Below are 13,781 nucleotides of genomic sequence, written 5' to 3'. Positions count from 1 at the left end.
TTTTTTGTTTAGAAATGTTATATCGAAGCAAACGGATATTTACTCCGGCTGAGCTTCAACAACCTTAATACCCAAGCTTATTCTTCTGTCTGACGGATTGAATTTAATTACATAGGTATCAATTGAACTGCCGGCATCCAGTGCAACATTATTTTGCTGTTGATATTCAAGTAAATCTTTATAGGGAAGAAGCGCTTCTACTCCGGGCATCACCTCTACAAATGCGCCAAAAGCTTTTATTCTGGTAATTTTACCGGCGATTTTACAGCCTTCTTTTATTTCTTCTTTAGCCTTATTCCAAGGGTCTTCCTGAAGATTTTTCAGACTCAGACTGACTCTTTGCTTGTCATGGTCAATACCTATAACCTCTACCTTGATAACATCACCGACTTTTATGATGTCGGAAGGATGGTCAACCCAGCACCATGACATTTGCGATAAGGGAAGTAACCCGTCTATACCGCCAATATCAACAAAAGCGCCAAAATCAGCCAATCTTACAATTTCGCCTTCTATAACACTGCCGACTTCGACATTTTCAAAAGTATTTTTTCTCTTATCACTCTGGTTGTCATTGTATAACTTACGTTGGGACAAGATTAAATTATTTGCCTGAGAATCAATAGACAGGATTTTCAGCTCAAGTTTTTCCCCGACACAATCTTCAAATTTCTTTAAACGCAGATGACTGGAAGGTACAAACCCTTTTAACCCAAGAACATCGACCAAAAGCCCGCCTTTAACAACAGCTTTCACTTCTGCCATAACACTTTCATCCGCTGCTGCTATATCTTCAATTTTTTTCCAGCTGTAAGCCTGTGCCACCCTTTTATGTGAAAGTGTTAATTGTCCGTCCTCATCTTCGTCTTTAATTATTAAAAACTCGTACTCTTCATTAGGGGTGATAGATTCTTTGTAAGTCTTTCCTTCTTCTATAAATACTTCTTTAGGATGCACATAGGCGACGGCTTTGGCACCAATATCAACTAACACTCCGGAATTATCAACACTTACTACAATTCCTTTAACAAGGTCGCCTTTAGAAAATTTGTAATCGTAGCGCGATAAAAGTTCCTCGAAACTACCAGTCTTATCCTGTATTTCATTACCCATGTATGTTGACTCCAAAGCTATCTATAACACTTTCAAAACATATTTTTATAATATGTAGTATACCACATTTATATACAATTTTAAACAATTTTTAAGTTTTATTAATTTTTTTAAACAACTAACAAAAAAAAACGTTTAGGCGGTTATAATATTTACAACACTGAATAGTACAAATAGTCAATTTTCTTCAAAAGGAGAAAATAAAACACTATAACCCATAAGGAGAATAATAAATGCAGGTATCGTTCGGAAGTATATTACATTTCGTAAATAAAAATCCGCAAAAAGACTTTACATACAAACAAGCAACAAAAATAACAGAATATCTTAAAGCAAATTATCCTCAAGAAAAACCTCTTAAATTAATAACCATTGAAGAAGACCAATTCAATGTGAAACATGAGAGGGTTTTAGCTCTTACCGGTAAAGATAAATCCAATTATCTCAGACAGGTAATTCAAAACGGTTATAATGTTTTTGAAGTTAACAAACTTGTAGAAAAAGCGAAAACCATAGTTGTAAGCTAAGCTTATTCGTCTTCAGGCTTTCGTTTTTGATCTGTAGGTGCAGCAGGAGGCGCTGTATTAGCTGTTGAAGATGACCCACCGAAGCCCAAAGCTCCTTTGAGTGTCGCCCACATACCTTGACTCTGTTCTTTACCTTCAAATGATTGAGCCGCCGTGTCATATCGTTCTTTAGTATAAGTATCGGCTGGACCATGGTCAGCTTCTAATTTAGTTAGAATTTGTTTATCTTTAATATCTTTAGCCGATATATTGCCGTTTGCATCTACTTTTGGCGTTTCGGCTTTTGAACCTGATTTATCGGTACCTTCTGATTTTTTGGTACCTTCTTGACCTTCAGCTTTTTCTTTTGCTTTAGCTTCGGCTATTTTTTTCTCGGTTTCGCCTTCTTTTTTCAATCGTTGACCTTCGGTTTTAAGTTCTTTAGCTTTTTGCATTGCATCCATGCATTTTTGTTTCTTCTCATCTCCGCCTGAGATTTTCTGTTTAAGGTCATTTTGTTTAGTTTGAAGTTCTTTTAATTCTCCTTCAGCTTTAGTTTTTTCTTGTTTTTTAGCTTCAATATTTTGTTTTATTTGATCAATTTTACTTTCCAGTTCTCTTATTTTGGCATCATTTTTACCATCTTTATTATTGGCTCTTAAAGAACCAAGTTCACTTTCAGCCTGACCTTGCTGCTGAGTCAAATCTTGTATACCTCTGTCAAGCTCACTTATATTAGATTTTGTATCGGCAATCTTATTTCCTGTTTCTTCATATTCTTTTTGATACTGCTGATTTTCTTTCATTATATTGTCATATTGTTGTTTATTTTCCGATTCAAGCTTAGTGCCTTCTGCTTCTTTAGCTTCACCTTGCTTAATTTTCGCCTCGGCTTTGGCTACATCAGAATCCCCGCCTGAACTTAGTGCATTAGAAAGACCGCCGGCAAGTTGGCTTGCTCCGTTCGCCATACTAATTCCGTCCTTGATACCAGATAACCAGTTTGTTCCTGTACTTCCTGTACTTCCTGATGCATTAGCATCTGATGAAGTTGATGATTTAGGAACGTAACTTGCAGCAGCATTAGCTGCTGTTTGTTTAAGATTATTATTAAAATTCATTGCAAATAAAGCTGCACTATTGGCAGGATCACCTATAGCATCTTTACCACTTGTAGTGCTACGGGTAAACCCAAGTGCCTCTGCGTAAACCTGTTCCGGTGTAAGAACAGAAGCATCTTTAGCAGAAACAGCTGTATCAGACTTTTGCCCGGTAGTATTACCTTCTAAAAGAGCATCGCCAAGAGCTGTTGAATCATCGCCACCGATAGTCTGCCCACCTGTTGCTGCAGGTTTTTGTGTAAAAACATTAATACCTGATTCATTGGAAGCCTGCAATTTAATACCACTTTTCTCCAAAGAATAGCTCAACGGGTTTTGTGTAGGATCATAAGGTTTGAAAAAATTTGCTCCATCTGCGGACATGCTCTTCTCCATGCTTATTAATTATATAACTTATATATATAAAGTATAAGCACGCAAAAAAATTGCCATGGAACCGTTGGCATAGCAGTCAAGATAACAGTAAATATTAACTAGATTGCTTCACTTTGTTCGCAAAGACAGTTTGAACACCCAATATGACAAAAAGGCAACTCTTAAGCCCTTCACCTTTGCCCAACCACTTTAAAAATAACTGCCACCTTGAATTTAGTTGACAAAGGGAACAGGCGAATCAATGAGCCTGTTGGACAGATGCTGAAACAAGTTCAGCATGATAACCTCTCGGCTTCTCAGCCTCCCGGCTGCCTAGCTTCCTTAGGCTTCTTTTATAACAGCGTTTAATTCAGCTACAAGCTCGTCAGGGTCTAATCCATGAACTTTTGCGCCTGCTTCAAGATTTTCAAACCTTGCAGCAGCACAGCCGATACAGCCCAAACCCATTCTTGCAAAAACTTCGAGAGTTTCGGGGTGATTTTGTACAACGTCTATTATACTCATATCTTTAGTAATTTCACTCATAATGAACCTTCCTTAATTGATTATTTCTAAATTGCCATTAAAATGTATTATTACACAACACAACGGTCAAGTGCAAGTTATGAAAAAATTTCTCGGCATATTATTTGATAAACAGGACAAAAACGAGCATATAGGACTTGTCAGCCTTAGAAATAAGGAACGGTTAATATGCCTGAGATTAGATAAACAAAAAAAACTTGCTAAACCAAAGTACTCTATTGATCAGATTCGTTTGCATCATCAATAAGTTTTTTGAAATCAGAAGGCTTCAAGTTTTGAATAAAATTATGGAAGTCTTCTTTTTCTTTGTCATCTTTACTGCGGTTTGTACTTATAGTACCGTCAGCCACAACATTCGCGGTTACAAAGATAGGACACTCTGCTCTTAGCGCCAACGCTATAGCATCAGACGGTCTTGAATCTATAATAAGCTCCTGTCCTTCGTCGTTTATAAGCAATAAATTAGCAAAATAAGTATCTTCGCTGACATCATGAATTTCAACCCTGTCAAGGGTATAACCTGTTTCCTCAATAATTGTACAGACTAAATCATGTGTCATAGGACGCATTACTTCTATATTTTCGATTTTACGTATAATTGAACTGGCTTCTGATGAGCCAATCCAAATAGGAAGAGCTCGTCTGTTTTCCAAATCATTTAACACAACTATAGGAGAGCCTGTTCTTGTATCTAAAGCTATCCCCATGACTTTCATTTCAATCATACAAATTCACCTGATGTTTAAAGTTATTACTATAAATAATTTATCATAAATTGCAATAAATAACAAAAACCATGCCGCATGGCATGGTCTTCATCAATTATAAAGGTTTTATCTAATATTCAGATTGAGCTGTCTGGTGAGAGTCATCCTTCATTGAGGCATAACAATCTGAACAGTAAACTTCTTTATCTTCTCTTGGTTTAAATGGAACTGTTGTTTCACATCCACATTTAGAGCAGGTGATGTTATATCTTTTTTTAGCGAAACCTCCGCCTCCTGATCTTTGTTTTTTTCTGTTAGTTCTGCAAGCTGCGCATCTTTTCGGAGTAGCGAAACCTTTCTCTGCATAAAATTCTTGTTCTTCCGATGAAAAAATAAATTTGCAACCGCAGTCTGAGCATGTTAACTCAATGTCTTGATAAGTGTTTTCGAACATGATGTTTTTCTTTCTGATTTATGTGAACAAATACATTATCTTATTATTTTTGATAATTGTAAAGGATAATATTAAGTTTTGTATTTCTGAGCATTAATAAGAATGCAGTTATAAGATATTAATATTCTTCAAAATAGAGTGTACATCTATATCTAAGCCCAACTTTAATGTATAAAAATCAATACCGGAAGTATTTTCATCTAAAATCGCCTTGAGCTTCACCCCGTCTTTTTCCGTAGTAACAATTGCGGATACACCCAACTTTTTAGCCTCTTCAACAATATTAGAAACATCATCAGGGGTATATAAATGGTGATCGGTAAACTCACGTCTTTTTACTATTTCAAAATCTTCTTTTTCAAGGTAGCTAAAGAAGAATTCAGGTCTTGCTATCGCACAAAAAGCATAAATTTTACCACCCTGCGGTAAAATCTCATGGTTTTTAAGATTAAAAATACCATCGGGCTTAAAATTGCAAACCTGAGCCGGCTTAGCATATTTTTCAGATAATTTAACGGCAAAATCGCGGCAATTATCACGAGCTGTATCATCAAACGCTCTTTTATTCATAATTAAAATATAGTCGGCACGCTTAATTTCAGATAAAGGCTCTCTTAAAGGACCCAAAGGAAGCGGCTTTGTGTTCCCGAAGCGCAAATTACCGTCTATCAAGAGTACATTAAAATCCCTGTAAAGCTTCAAATGTTGAAATCCGTCGTCAAGTATTAAAACCTCTGCGCCGTTTTTCAAAGCTTCGTTTGCGCATGCTACACGGTTACGGCAGGTCAAAACAGATGTATTTTGGGCATGAAAAGCCAGCCAATAAGGCTCATCACCGCCCATATAAGCGCTGTGAAAAATATTTTTGCCGTCGCTTATCACATGAACGTTCGTATTATTGAGTTTACCGCCGTATCCTCTGCTTAAAAGCGCTGTATTTTTGCCCAGTTCATTGGATATATAATTAGCAAGTGCAACACACACAGGGGTTTTTCCTGTACCTCCGGTTGTAATATTACCTATAGAAATTACAAAAGCTTTAACCTTATTTGTTTTTAGAATACCTGACTTATAAGCCAAAAGCCTTAATTTTACAGCTGCAGAATAGAAAAAAGACAAAAAAGCAAGAAAAAAACACAATATTTTTTCATCAAAATCAAGTTCTTTTTTATAATGAAGTTTGGCAATTAAATTTTTCATTAGCAAATTTTAGCATGAATGGCAAAGTTATTCATCCAGTACTCCAAAATCAAACTCGGCAAGTGGTCTTACAAAATCACTATGGGAAAACATTCTTATCATATACCTTCCGGGTTCATAAACATAAAAGGTACCGGTTAAGTAGCTCTTGCCGGGCGGAACACTGTAGTCTTTGCCCCGCTCAATTGTATACCCCCACATATAAGACATAGCGCTTTTCTTAAGCAGCTGTAACCTTATTGCATCAGACTTGATGCCTTTTGGAAAAATAAGTACAAAATTAATCGGCTGGTTGACCTTAAGCATATCTTCAGGAACAAACTGCTCTTTGGTAAGAGGTTTGGAGCTTAAATAAATTTGATTTTTTTCACTGCAGCCGCAAAAAAATAAAGGCATTAAAAGTATAATAAGTATAGCCGAAAATTTTTTCATAGCTTCTCTTCACCTCTTCAGCCCCTCAGCTTCCCAACTTCTTAGCTGGCAAGCCCCTTAGTCTCTCAACTTCCCAGCCGCTTAGATGCCAAGCCTTCACCTCTTCAGCTACCAAGCCCCTTAGCTGCCCAACTTCCTTAAGACATTTTTCTGCTTCTTTTCCTTGCAGCTTCTTGCTTGCGTTTGCGTTTTACGCTTGGTTTTTCATATCTTTCTCTTCTTTTAATTTCAGATAAGATACCTGCTTTTTGGATTTTTTTCTTAAATCTTTTTAAAGCGCTTTCTATACTTTCGTTTTCGCCGACTTTAACTTCTGACATAACCTATTAACACCACCTTCAGGTTCAAAATTATTTCTTATCATAAGAATAGCACAAAGAAAGAAAATTTTTCAACCCCAAAGTAAAACCTAACCTTCAACCAGTTTCCTGAACTCTTCAAAATCCTCTTTTGTATCAATGCCTAAAGGCTTATAATCAACAATTGCTGTTTTAATCTTCATACCGTTCTCTAAAGCACGAAGCTGCTCCAGGCTCTCTGCCTTTTCAAGCATTGATTGTTCCAAAGACGCCATTTTCATTAAACTTTCTCTTCTATAGACATACAATCCTATATGAGCAAATGAAACAGCCTGATTTGCCGCCCTTTCATAAGGAACGGGGCTTCTTGAAAAATACATTGCATAATCTTGTCTGTCTTTCACCACCTTGACAACGTTAGGATTTTGCATTTCATCGGCTTCGATTTTTCTAATCAAGGTAGAAATATCGGCATCTTTATCGGAAATAAGAACATCTATAGCCATATCAATACTTTCAGGTGTAATGAGGGGTTCATCCCCCTGAACATTAACTGCAATTGTAATATCAGGGTATTGTTCCAATACTTCTACAAGCCTGTCGCTGCCTGACTTATGGTCTTCTCGTGTCATTGCGGCTTTGCCGCCAAAAGCCTCCACGCAATCAAAAATCCTCTTATCATCAGTGGCAACAATGACGTCAGACGCTAATTTTGACAAAACAGCTCTTTCATAAACCCACCGGATAATCGGTTTATCCTGAACCTTAAGCAGCGGTTTCCCCTCCAGCCTTGTAGAGGCATAACGTGCGGGTATTATTATTGTTATTTTATTTGATTGAATAGAATTTTCCATTATCTGCTCCAAAATATAAGTATCCGTTATTAATTATGGGTGAAGAATTGATAGCGCTGCCGACACCGAATTTCCATACTATAGCGCCGGTTGAAGGCTTAATAGCATACACAAACCCATCCCCGCTTGCTGCGTATAGCGTATCGTTAGCAAATGCCATAGATGCAAAAATCGAACCGTTAGTTTTCAGGCTCCAATTTAATACACCATTTGCGGTTTTTAAACTCTGTATATAACCCTTTGCATCAGCGATATAAATATTATTTTTCTGAATAACCGGTGTTGATTTAATAAGACCCTGTGCTTTATAACTCCATTGTAAACTCCCGTTCTCAGGATTTATAGCATACAAATTTCCGTCAGTTGAAGCTATAAAAAGAGTGTTATTAGTAAAAACAGGCTTTGCCAATATTGCCCCATCGGTTTTGAACTTCCATAAAGGTGTTTTGGAATCTTTTTCAAAAGCGTAAACAATACCGTCATAGCCGCCGACATACATTTTTTTGGAATGAAAACCGGGAGAGGCGTGCAATGCAATATTTACGGGAATTTTTGCCGTAATACTGCCGTTTTTATGATTAAGACAATATACATTGCCATCCCCTGCGCTAAACAGGATATGTCCTTTTGCAAAAACCGGTGATGAAAAAACAGGCATAGGGGTTTTGAAAGTCCAAAGAATGTTGCCGTTTGACAAATCCAACGCATACAAATTTCCTTCGGCAGATGAAACAAATACCATAGAATATTCAATCTCAACGGCAGAATCTTCAACGGACACGTTCAAGTTTTTGCTCCAGACGACTTCTCCGCTGTGAGCATTCAGCATATAAACAACACCCTTGTTGTTTACAAAGACAAGGGTATTTGCGTAAACAGCCGGTGATGAGGTTATTTTGGAATTCGTATAAAGCCTGTAATTAAGCGTACCTAACGGTGTCAGGTTTGATTTATTATATCTCTCCCGAAGCTGGGTTTCTCTTTGAACAACAGGAACATCAGGCTCTGAAACCTTATTGCAGCCTGCAACCGTAAATAACATAAATAAAAGTAAAAGAATTTTTTTAGTCATTATTTTGCTCTCGGATGTGCCTGCATATACGCTTGTTTTAACCGTTCTTTTGACACATGTGTATAAATCTGTGTGTTACTAATACTAGCATGACCCAGCAGTTCTTGTACAACTCTTAAATCCGCGCCGTTTTCAAGCAGCCTTGTTGCAAAACTGTGTCTAAAAATGTGAGGGGAAATCTTCTTTGTAATAAAAAGTTCTTCGCTAATTTTCTGCAAAACTTTGTTCACGCTTCTTTGATTAAGCCTGTAGCCTGTGTTATTAATAAAAACAGGGGTATTTTCGCGTATTATTTCATTTTCAAGCGCATAATCTGGTCTGAAATCGTTTATATAAACTTCAAGATAAGTCTTGGCACGGTTAGAAACCAAAACTATACGCTCCTTTGCCCCTTTGCCGAAAACGGTAATTTCGTTTTCTTCCAGATTAAGATTTTCAAAATTCAAACCGCAAAGCTCCGAAATCCTCATGCCTGTTGCATAGAGAAGTTCTAGTATAGCACGATTTCTGGCATTTGTCGGAGAATTTAGCGCTATGCAGTTAAAAATCTGCTCAACTTCATCCTCGTTCAAAAAATTCGGGAGTTTTTTAATTTTTTTCGGGCTGCGGATATTATCCACAGGGTTCAATTCAACCAAACGTTCACGGTACAAAAATCTGTAAAAAGTCCTCAATGCGGCTATTTTTCTTGATATAGTGGTTTTTGAATAGTTAAAGTGCTGAATTTGAGCCAAATACAACCTTACAGTATTTGTATTAACTTCTTGAACAGGCAAGTTCTTGAGCCAAAACAAAAAATGCTCCACATCACCCGTATAAGCCCGCAAAGTATGTTTTGACAAATTGCGCTCAACCTCAAGGTAGAGGAGAAATTCTTCCAACAATTTAGTATTCTGCGAAATCAACTCTGATATGTCGTTTTGTGTGGTTTCCATAACAGCTTAAGTATATAATTTATCAGGGGATTGTACAAGATAAAAATCACATAGGTCAAAAGACTCACATATAAATACTTTTTGTCATTACGAGGCGAAGCCGAAGTAATCCAGGCAACATTTTTTAAATTAAAATCACCAAAGTGGAAGACTAAAAGTATTTTAATATATTGTTCCTTTATGTTTTATGGGTACATACAATATCATTTTTTCTCCCCAAAAATGAAGTATTGTTAAGTTTTTAGCAATCTAAAAAAATTATTCTACAATTAGAATATATGTAATATTAGTTTAATTTGGAAAAGAAAATGTTAAATTTGGCAGACAATAAGGAATTCATATCAGAGAGAACAAAAAACGGTCAGGAATACTTTCACTTCATAGGTATAGGCGGCATAGGGATGAGTGCTTTGGCGCTTTGTCTTATAAACAGAGGGTTTAAAATCTCAGGTTCGGATATTCAATCAAACCCCAATATAGAAAATCTGCAGCGTCTTGGCGCTCAAATATCCATAGGGCATAATGCAGCAAACCTGAAAGAAGCAAAACTTGTAATAGCAAGCACTGCAATCAAACAGGACAACCCCGAAATTATAAGTGCAAAAGAAAACAATATTCCGATTATACACCGTTCCCAACTTCTAGAGGCGCTGATGTCAGGGTTAGGGCAAGAACAAAAACCCGTATCAATAGGAGTATCGGGAACCCATGGCAAAACCACAACATCAGGTATGGCGGGCATGATTTTTGAATATGCAAAGCTTGACCCTTCCATAGTAGTAGGCGGAATGATTCCGGCTCTAAACACAAATTCAAAATTCGGCAGCGGCAGGCACATAATTTCTGAACTTGATGAAAGCGACGGAACAATAGCTATATACAAGCCGACTTATACAATAATTACAAACCTTGAAAAAGACCACGTTGACCACTACGAAGACGGGTTGCAACAGGTGCTTGAAACTTTTGAAGGGTTTATTTCACGGCTTGATGAGAACTCAAAAATCATAGTAAATATTGATGACAGCGGGGTTTTGAAACTTCTTGACGCTGTAAAATTTGAAAACATAATAACCTACAGCGCCAACGAAAGTTCCAAAGCTGATTTCATCGCCAAAAATATAGTTACCAACGGGTTTCAAACCACCTTTGATGCCTGCAAAAACGGTGAGATTTTAGGCAAAGTTACCCTCAGCATTCCGGGGCTTCACAATGTATCAAATTCACTGTCAGCTATAGCTGTTGCGCTTGATTGCGGGATTGATTTTCAAACAATTACAGAGTCGTTAAAAACCTTTACGGGAATGAAAAGACGCTTCCAATTGATTTACGATACAAATTCAATCAAGGTTGTAGATGATTATGCCCATCATCCGACCGAAGTCCTTGCTACTTTAAAAAGCGCTGACGAATTGAAATCCAAAGGACTTGTTAATCGTGTTATAGTAATATTTCAGCCGCACAGATACAGCAGGCTGCATGGTTTGTGGGAAGATTTCAAAACCTGTTTTCAATTCACCGACAAAGTTTTTATTACGGAAGTTTACCCCGCAGGAGAAAGTCCCATTGAAGGATTTAATGCAAAAGATTTTTGCGAAGAAACAGGGTTTACTTACGCGCAAGGCAGCTTCGACGAAGTTCTTGAGCAGGTTTACCCTTACATCAAAGAAGGTGATATAGTGTTAGGACTTGGAGCAGGCTCTATCACAAAGTTAACGGCAAAAATAGTTGACAGGTTGAAAAATGAACGATACTAAATTAAAACCAATAAAAAATTTAACGCTTGCACCGTATTCTACCCTAAAAGTAGGCGGCGAGGCGCAGTATGCATACATCCCCGGTTCTATAGAAGAACTTATTGAGATTGTAAAATTTCACAAGAACAACTCTGACGATATTCATATAATCGGCGCAGGGTCAAATCTGCTTATATCTTCACTCGGGGTAGAAGGCTGCGTAATTTTGACCAAAGATTTGGACAAAGCAGAGCTTGCAGGCGAAAATATCATAGAAGCGCAAGCAGGTATCAAATCCGCAATGTTTTCTAAATTTGCACTGGAAAAATCGTTGGGCGGAGCCGAGTTTTTAATAGGTATCCCGGGGTTTATAGGCGGAGCGGTATTTATGAACGCGGGAGCGCATGGCGAAAATATCAAGGATATTTTATTCAGCGTAAAAGTCCTTGATACGGAGAATTTTGAAGTTGTAGAATTTTCAAAAGGGGAGCTGAATCTTGGCTACAGGCGCAGCGCCATATCGGCAGAAAAACATATTATTCTGAGTGTAAAATTCTTAATGAATAAAAAAGATACAAATTTAATACAGGAACGTATGGATTTTCACGTGAATTACAGGGCAGCAAACCATCCGCCTTTAACGCAGCCGAGTTTGGGTTCAACCTTCAGAAACCCCGAAAACAACTACAGTGCATGCCTGCTTGAAGAAGTCGGGGCAAAAGAATACATTCATAACGGTAAAGTTCGTTTTTCAACAAAGCACGCAAACTTTTTGTATAACTTCAACAATGCAACCTCCAGCGAGGTGTTGGAACTTATGGAAAAAATGAGTGCAAAAGTACTGGAAAAGCGCAATATACAACTTATACCGGAAATAAAGTTTATCGGTAAAAAAACACAAGAGGATGAAAGAATATGGAAGAATTTTGTAAGACATTAGTACCTTTAGAAACAAAGATAGGCGTACTTTACGGCGGAATGTCGTCTGAGAGGGAAGTATCTCTGCGCTCCGGAAAAAACTGCTACGAAGCCCTGATAAGACTGGGCTATACCAACAGTGTACTTATTGACGTTGATAAGGACACGGCGCTAAAGCTAAAAGAAGAAGGAATAGAAACAGCTTTTATAGCGCTTCACGGCAAATACGGCGAGGACGGCTGTATTCAGGGTTTGCTTGAAATTTTAGGCATTCCTTACACAGGCTGCGGCGTTACTGCAAGCGCCATCTCTATGAACAAAGATATAACAAAAAGAGTACTAAGTTTATACAAAGATATTCCTCTTATTAAATCTCAAGTGGTTAAAAGAGATGAGCTGTTTGATTTCAAGCTGAAACTCAGATACCCGCTCATACTTAAACCAGTATGCGAAGGCTCAAGTATCGGTATGGTAAAAGTAGAAGCCCCTGAAAATCTCGATGAGGCGCTTTTATACGCTTATAAATTCAGTTCAAAAGTTTTAATCGAAGAATTTATCAAAGGTTTAAGCTGCACGGTAGGGGTGCTTGATATTGAAGGCGAAACCACAGCTACCCCTATTTTAGCGTTAAGAACAAAAAAAGAATGGTATGACTATGAATCTAAATATACGGAAGGGCTTACGGAATTTGAACTTCCCGCTAAAATATCGGATGAATTAACGGAAAGAATAAAAGAAATAGCCGTAAAGTCCCACCGTGCAGTCGACGCAAGGGGTCTAAGCAGGGTTGACTTTTTAATAGACGAAAATAACGGACCCTTTGTACTTGAAATCAACACTATACCTGGCATGACAGACTTAAGCGATTTGCCCGCACAGGCAAAGTGTATGGGTATCAGCTATGATAATTTGGTAAAAATAATCCTAAACAGTTCATTAATTAAAGATAAGTAGTATGTTTTTTAAAAAGAAGAAGACAAACAGCAGTTTAAATTTAAAAAATTCTTTCCCTTTGCATGCCAAGGATAAGAGGCTTTTGCACTATAAAAAAAGAAGAGAACTCAACAGACAAAAATTTATACTGAACAAAACCAAAGTTTTTTCCAAATTCTTATTGATAGGCGGATTATTTTATTTGCTGTATCTTCTTATCACAAGCTCTCTTTGGATTTTGCCTGCCGATATATTTTCAAACGGAGGCAAATATCTTGTTGTAAAAGGAGCCAATATTACTAAACCCGAACGGATAATACAGGAATTAAAAGCAATGGATATTCCCCAAAAACCGCTGTATTTGATTAATGTAAAACCTTATGAAGAAAAAATTCAAAAACTTCCTTCAATCAGAAAAGCCTTTATAAGAAGATACTGGCTTCCTGCCAGACTTGAAGTATTGGTCGAAGAAAGAACACCTATGCTGACCATTGCCCCCAGCCCAAAATCACCGAGGAGTGCAGCAATTACAAGCGACCGGGCTATTATCCCAAAAGAATATTTGACGATAGACAAAACCAAATTCCCTACCTATAAAATC

At 37.4% G+C, this 13,781-nt stretch carries 16 protein-coding genes; 5 read left to right on the top strand and 11 right to left on the bottom strand.

What is annotated here, in order from left to right:
* Window positions 1-39: 39 nt before the first annotated feature.
* Complete coding sequence (locus PHX18_02665) at window positions 40-1,113, bottom strand: S1 RNA-binding domain-containing protein (protein MDD3593509.1); 1,074 nt, start codon at window positions 1,111-1,113, stop codon at window positions 40-42.
* Window positions 1,114-1,346: 233 nt separating this feature from the next.
* Between PHX18_02665 and PHX18_02660 the strand changes: the two genes are divergently transcribed.
* Window positions 1,347-1,640 carry a hypothetical protein gene (locus tag PHX18_02660; protein ID MDD3593508.1) on the top strand — a complete coding sequence of 98 codons (294 nt, stop codon included), beginning with the start codon at window positions 1,347-1,349 and terminating at the stop codon, window positions 1,638-1,640.
* A 2-nt stretch (window positions 1,641-1,642) separates the two neighbouring features.
* Here PHX18_02660 and PHX18_02655 read toward each other — a convergent pair whose 3' ends face one another.
* From PHX18_02655 to xerC, 10 genes are all read right to left on the bottom strand, one after another.
* Window positions 1,643-3,103 (bottom strand): hypothetical protein, encoded by a 1,461-nt coding sequence (locus PHX18_02655; GenBank protein MDD3593507.1) that lies wholly within the window; start codon window positions 3,101-3,103, stop codon window positions 1,643-1,645.
* A 333-nt stretch (window positions 3,104-3,436) separates the two neighbouring features.
* On the bottom strand, window positions 3,437-3,640 hold the full coding sequence (locus PHX18_02650; GenBank protein MDD3593506.1) for a DUF1858 domain-containing protein: 204 nt from the start codon (window positions 3,638-3,640) through the stop codon (window positions 3,437-3,439).
* A gap of 215 nt (window positions 3,641-3,855) precedes the next feature.
* Window positions 3,856-4,365, bottom strand: coding sequence for a bifunctional nuclease family protein (locus PHX18_02645; GenBank protein MDD3593505.1), 510 nt, complete (start codon window positions 4,363-4,365; stop codon window positions 3,856-3,858).
* Window positions 4,366-4,477: 112 nt separating this feature from the next.
* The gene (locus tag PHX18_02640) at window positions 4,478-4,801 is read right to left on the bottom strand and encodes a zinc-ribbon domain containing protein (protein ID MDD3593504.1); all 324 of its coding nucleotides are present in this window, start codon (window positions 4,799-4,801) and stop codon (window positions 4,478-4,480) included.
* A 108-nt stretch (window positions 4,802-4,909) separates the two neighbouring features.
* Window positions 4,910-6,001, bottom strand: a complete 1,092-nt coding sequence (gene lpxK / locus PHX18_02635) for a tetraacyldisaccharide 4'-kinase (protein ID MDD3593503.1) — start codon at window positions 5,999-6,001, stop codon at window positions 4,910-4,912.
* 27 nt (window positions 6,002-6,028) lie between these two features.
* Window positions 6,029-6,433, bottom strand: coding sequence for a hypothetical protein (locus PHX18_02630; GenBank protein MDD3593502.1), 405 nt, complete (start codon window positions 6,431-6,433; stop codon window positions 6,029-6,031).
* A gap of 137 nt (window positions 6,434-6,570) precedes the next feature.
* A complete protein-coding gene (gene rpsU, locus PHX18_02625; protein ID MDD3593501.1) occupies window positions 6,571-6,753 on the bottom strand; it encodes a 30S ribosomal protein S21 in 183 nt (60 codons plus the stop codon).
* Between the two features lie 89 nt (window positions 6,754-6,842).
* Window positions 6,843-7,586, bottom strand: a complete 744-nt coding sequence (gene kdsB, locus PHX18_02620; GenBank protein MDD3593500.1) for a 3-deoxy-manno-octulosonate cytidylyltransferase — start codon at window positions 7,584-7,586, stop codon at window positions 6,843-6,845.
* On the bottom strand, window positions 7,561-8,658 hold the full coding sequence (locus PHX18_02615) for a PQQ-binding-like beta-propeller repeat protein (GenBank protein MDD3593499.1): 1,098 nt from the start codon (window positions 8,656-8,658) through the stop codon (window positions 7,561-7,563). Before PHX18_02615 ends, kdsB begins: the two co-directional genes overlap by 26 nt.
* Window positions 8,658-9,593 carry a tyrosine recombinase XerC gene (gene xerC / locus PHX18_02610; GenBank protein ID MDD3593498.1) on the bottom strand — a complete coding sequence of 312 codons (936 nt, stop codon included), beginning with the start codon at window positions 9,591-9,593 and terminating at the stop codon, window positions 8,658-8,660. The genes PHX18_02615 and xerC overlap by 1 nt, the downstream gene beginning before the upstream one ends.
* A gap of 317 nt (window positions 9,594-9,910) precedes the next feature.
* Here xerC and murC point away from each other — a divergent pair, with 317 nt between their 5' ends.
* The 4 genes from murC to PHX18_02590 form a co-directional block, all read left to right on the top strand.
* Entirely contained in the window at window positions 9,911-11,350 is a 1,440-nt protein-coding gene (gene murC, locus PHX18_02605; GenBank protein MDD3593497.1) for a UDP-N-acetylmuramate--L-alanine ligase, read from the top strand.
* Window positions 11,337-12,269 (top strand): UDP-N-acetylmuramate dehydrogenase, encoded by a 933-nt coding sequence (gene murB, locus PHX18_02600; GenBank protein ID MDD3593496.1) that lies wholly within the window; start codon window positions 11,337-11,339, stop codon window positions 12,267-12,269. Before murC ends, murB begins: the two co-directional genes overlap by 14 nt.
* Entirely contained in the window at window positions 12,245-13,201 is a 957-nt protein-coding gene (locus tag PHX18_02595; GenBank protein MDD3593495.1) for a D-alanine--D-alanine ligase, read from the top strand. The genes murB and PHX18_02595 overlap by 25 nt, the downstream gene beginning before the upstream one ends.
* Window position 13,202: 1 nt before the next feature.
* The coding region (locus PHX18_02590; protein MDD3593494.1) for an FtsQ-type POTRA domain-containing protein at window positions 13,203-13,781 on the top strand (579 nt) is incomplete at its 3' end.

Source organism: Candidatus Gastranaerophilales bacterium, assembly GCA_028696075.1.
GTDB lineage: Bacteria > Cyanobacteriota > Vampirovibrionia > Gastranaerophilales > JAILCC01 > JAQVHS01.
This window is presented reverse-complemented; position numbering and strand designations above follow the sequence as displayed.

Excerpts from the sequence above, each read along its gene's own strand:
- PHX18_02665 (MDD3593509.1), bottom strand. The coding sequence starts at position 1,113 with ATGGGTAATGAAATACAGGATAAGACTGGTAGTTTCGAGGAACTTTTA.
- PHX18_02660 (MDD3593508.1), top strand. The coding sequence starts at position 1,347 with ATGCAGGTATCGTTCGGAAGTATATTACATTTCGTAAATAAAAATCCG.
- PHX18_02655 (MDD3593507.1), bottom strand. The coding sequence starts at position 3,103 with ATGTCCGCAGATGGAGCAAATTTTTTCAAACCTTATGATCCTACACAA.
- PHX18_02650 (MDD3593506.1), bottom strand. The coding sequence starts at position 3,640 with ATGAGTGAAATTACTAAAGATATGAGTATAATAGACGTTGTACAAAAT.
- PHX18_02645 (MDD3593505.1), bottom strand. The coding sequence starts at position 4,365 with ATGATTGAAATGAAAGTCATGGGGATAGCTTTAGATACAAGAACAGGC.
- PHX18_02640 (MDD3593504.1), bottom strand. The coding sequence starts at position 4,801 with ATGTTCGAAAACACTTATCAAGACATTGAGTTAACATGCTCAGACTGC.
- lpxK (MDD3593503.1), bottom strand. The coding sequence starts at position 6,001 with ATGAAAAATTTAATTGCCAAACTTCATTATAAAAAAGAACTTGATTTT.
- PHX18_02630 (MDD3593502.1), bottom strand. The coding sequence starts at position 6,433 with ATGAAAAAATTTTCGGCTATACTTATTATACTTTTAATGCCTTTATTT.
- rpsU (MDD3593501.1), bottom strand. The coding sequence starts at position 6,753 with ATGTCAGAAGTTAAAGTCGGCGAAAACGAAAGTATAGAAAGCGCTTTA.
- kdsB (MDD3593500.1), bottom strand. The coding sequence starts at position 7,586 with ATGGAAAATTCTATTCAATCAAATAAAATAACAATAATAATACCCGCA.
- PHX18_02615 (MDD3593499.1), bottom strand. The coding sequence starts at position 8,658 with ATGACTAAAAAAATTCTTTTACTTTTATTTATGTTATTTACGGTTGCA.
- xerC (MDD3593498.1), bottom strand. The coding sequence starts at position 9,593 with ATGGAAACCACACAAAACGACATATCAGAGTTGATTTCGCAGAATACT.
- murB (MDD3593496.1), top strand. The coding sequence starts at position 11,337 with ATGAACGATACTAAATTAAAACCAATAAAAAATTTAACGCTTGCACCG.
- PHX18_02595 (MDD3593495.1), top strand. The coding sequence starts at position 12,245 with ATGGAAGAATTTTGTAAGACATTAGTACCTTTAGAAACAAAGATAGGC.